Origin of the sequence: Streptomyces sp. GC420 (assembly GCF_009916105.1) — a bacterium.
Taxonomy (GTDB): domain Bacteria; phylum Actinomycetota; class Actinomycetes; order Streptomycetales; family Streptomycetaceae; genus Streptomyces.
This window is the reverse complement of the sequence record NZ_JAAAXQ010000692.1, coordinates 1-1,974: the sequence shown is the minus strand read 5'-3', so window position 1 is coordinate 1,974 and position 1,974 is coordinate 1. Positions and strand designations below refer to the sequence as shown.

Annotated in this window: 2 protein-coding genes; both read left to right on the top strand. The window is 73.4% G+C overall.

Going from position 1 to position 1,974, the window contains the following annotated elements:
* Positions 1-60: 60 nt before the first annotated feature.
* On the top strand, positions 61-1,506 hold the full coding sequence (locus GUY61_RS37850) for a GH1 family beta-glucosidase (protein WP_166634818.1): 1,446 nt from the start codon (positions 61-63) through the stop codon (positions 1,504-1,506).
* Between the two features lie 76 nt (positions 1,507-1,582).
* Positions 1,583-1,974 (top strand): ATP-binding protein (locus GUY61_RS37845; protein WP_166634817.1); only part of this gene is annotated, 392 nt, incomplete at its 3' end.

The following is a 1,974-nucleotide window of genomic DNA, read 5'->3' as shown; positions in this document are numbered from 1 at the left end:
CCCGCACACCCCGCCCCACACCCCCACACTCCGTCTCGCACCTACCATGGGAGCGCTTCCATGTCCGACAGCCAGTCCGACGCCGCGTCCGGCGCCTTTCCCCCCGGGTTCTTGTGGGGGGCCGCCACCGCCTCGTACCAGATCGAGGGTGCGGCGCGGGAAGACGGCCGTACCCCATCGATCTGGGACACCTTCTCCCATACGCCGGGCAAGGTGCTCGGCGGCGACACCGGCGACGTGGCCGTGGACCACTACCACCGGTGGCGCGAGGACGTCGGGCTGATGAAGCAGCTGGGCCTCGGGGCGTACCGGTTCTCCGTCTCCTGGCCCCGCGTCCAGCCGACCGGCCGGGGCCCCGCCGTCCAGCGCGGCCTCGACTTCTACCGCAGGCTCGTCGACGAGCTCCTCGCCTCCGGCATCCAGCCCGCGCTGACCCTCTACCACTGGGACCTCCCCCAGGAACTGGAGGACGCGGGCGGCTGGCCCGAGCGGGACACCGCCCTGCGCTTCGCCGACTACGCCGCCATCGTCGCGGACGCCCTCGGCGACCGCGTCGAGAACTGGATCACGCTCAACGAACCCTGGTGCAGCTCCTTCCTCGGCTACGGCTCGGGAGTGCACGCACCGGGCCGCACCGACCACCTCGCGACGCTGCGCGCCGCCCACCACCTGAACCTCGCGCACGGGCTCGGCGCCCAGCGGCTGCGCGCCGCCATGCCGGCCCGCAACCGCATCGCGATCAGCCTCAACACCGCCGTCGTCAGGCCGCTCACACAGTCGCCCGAGGACCAGGACGCCGCGCGGCGCATCGACGCCCTCGCCAACGGGATCTTCGACGGGCCGCTGCTGGACGGGGCCTACCCCGAGGACCTGATCGCGGACACGGCGCGGCTGACGGACTGGTCGTTCGTGCGCGACGGCGACCTGGCCGCCATCAACCACCCGCTGGACGCGCTGGGCCTCAACTACTACACGCCGTCCCTGGTCTCGCGGGCCGATGACAACGCTGCCGCGCCACGCGCCGACGGCCACGGCACCACCGAGCACTCCCCGTGGCCCTGCGCCGACGACATCGCCTTCCACCAGACGCCCGGGGAACGCACCGCGATGGGCTGGACCGTCGACCCGACCGGCCTCTACGACCTGCTGATGCGCTACACCCGCAAGGCCCCGGACCTCCCCCTCTACATCACCGAGAACGGCGCCGCCTACGACGACAAGCCCGACCCCGACGGCCAGGTCCGGGACCCCGAGCGCCTCGCGTACCTCCGCGCGCACCTCGGCACGGTGCGGCGCGCCATCCAGGACGGCGCGGACGTCCGCGGCTACTACCTGTGGTCCCTGCTGGACAACTTCGAGTGGTCCTACGGCTACAGCAAGCGCTTCGGGGCGGTGTACGTGGACTACGCGACCCAGGCCCGGACGATCAAGGCCAGCGGCCACTGGTACGCGGAGCTCGCGAAGACCGGCCGCCTGCCGAAGGAGCCGGCCGACTCGATGACCTGACCCACGCCTTTCGCCCCAGGGGCGCCGGCCGATCCCCGCATTGTCCGGCGCCCCGCCGCGCAACGGAGGTGCTCACGTGGCGCACGCGCAGCCGAACACGGAACCCCATCCGCACCCGAACCCGCACCCCATTCCCTTCGCGGACCCCTGGGAGTACGAGCTGCGGTTCCCCGGGGACCCGCGCGGCCCCGCCATCGTGCGCGCCACCCTGAAGGCGGTCCTCGCGGCCCACGGCCTGCACGACCTGGCGGACCGGGGCGAGCTGCTCGTCTCCGAGCTGGCCACCAACGCGGTCCGCCACGCGCGGGGGTACGCGGCGGTCCACCTGCGCTGGACCCGGCCCGTACTGCGCGTCAGCGTCACCGACGCGAGCCCCGAGCTCCCCTCGCGGCCCGCCGCCGCGGGCTGTCCTGACGCGGAAGGGGGCCGGGGGCTGCTGATCCTCGACCTGCTCGCGGACGACTGGGG